We start from the raw sequence: 911 nt of genomic DNA, 5'->3' as shown, positions 1-911 counted from the left end.
CCCGCGCGGTTTCTGCTCAGGTCAAGCTGCTAAAGCATAAGCCTTACAGCCGCTAACACAAGTCTTCGACGAAGCGCGAGCAGATGATGGCGGCAGCCAAGGTCAGCAGCGCCAGGTGTGTCTCCAGGCTGCGCTCGAAGCGGATGCGCAGTTTGCCGAACCCTGCAAACCAGGCATGCGTGCGTTCCACGACCCAGCGATGGCGCCCCAGGCGCTCGCGGCTCTCTACACCCCTGCGGGCGATCCGTGCCAGGATGCCGCGCTGCTTCAGGTAGCGCCTGCAGCGCTCGAAGTCGTAGCCCTTGTCCGCATGCAGCTTGTCCGGGCGCTTCCTCGGTCGTCCTCGCAAGCCGGGTACGGCCACCAGCGCATCGAGCGTGGCCTCGAACGCCATCGAATCATGCCGGTTTGCTCCCGTCACCGTCAGGGCCAGCGGGATGCCTTGCGCATCTACGACAAGGTGGCGCTTGCTGCCGAGTTTGCCTCTGTCTGTCGGGTTCGGGCCTGTCTCTTGGCCCCCCGGGGGCTGGCCACACTGGCGCTGTCTATGCTGGCCCGGCTCCAGTCGATGCGGTCATGCTCGCGCAGCTTGCTGAGCATGGCCTGATGCAGCTTCGTCCAGACCCCTCTGGCCTGCCAGTGGCGCAAGCGCCGCCAGCAAGTCATGCCGCTGCCCAGGCCCAATTCCTTGGGCAGGTCTTCCCAGGGGATGCCCGTCTGCAGCACGAACAGGATGCCGTTCAAGGCAGCTCGGTCATCGACCGAGCGGCGCCGTCCGCCCTTGGGAGAGGGGATGAACGGTGGCAGCAGCGGCTCCAGGGTCAACCACAGTTCATCGCTGATGGGTCTTCTTGCCATGCTGGCAAACTTACCCCGACACCGCCAAATTGTCTAGTTGTGTTAGCCGTTGT

Annotated in this window: 1 protein-coding gene; it reads right to left on the bottom strand. The window is 64.4% G+C overall.

All coding sequences use genetic code 11. The features are described 5' to 3' along the window. Positions 1 to 52: 52 nt before the first annotated feature. Positions 53 to 858 (bottom strand): IS5 family transposase gene (locus tag C6P61_RS17085; protein WP_105731102.1). Its coding sequence is split into 2 segments (ribosomal slippage): positions 53 to 528 and positions 528 to 858, totalling 807 coding nucleotides; the frame shifts between segments, so codons are not numbered across the junction. Positions 859 to 911 lie beyond the last annotated feature (53 nt).

It is taken from the genome of Malikia spinosa, assembly GCF_002980625.1.
GTDB classification, from domain to species: Bacteria; Pseudomonadota; Gammaproteobacteria; order Burkholderiales; family Burkholderiaceae_C; genus Malikia; species Malikia spinosa.
This window is presented reverse-complemented; position numbering and strand designations above follow the sequence as displayed.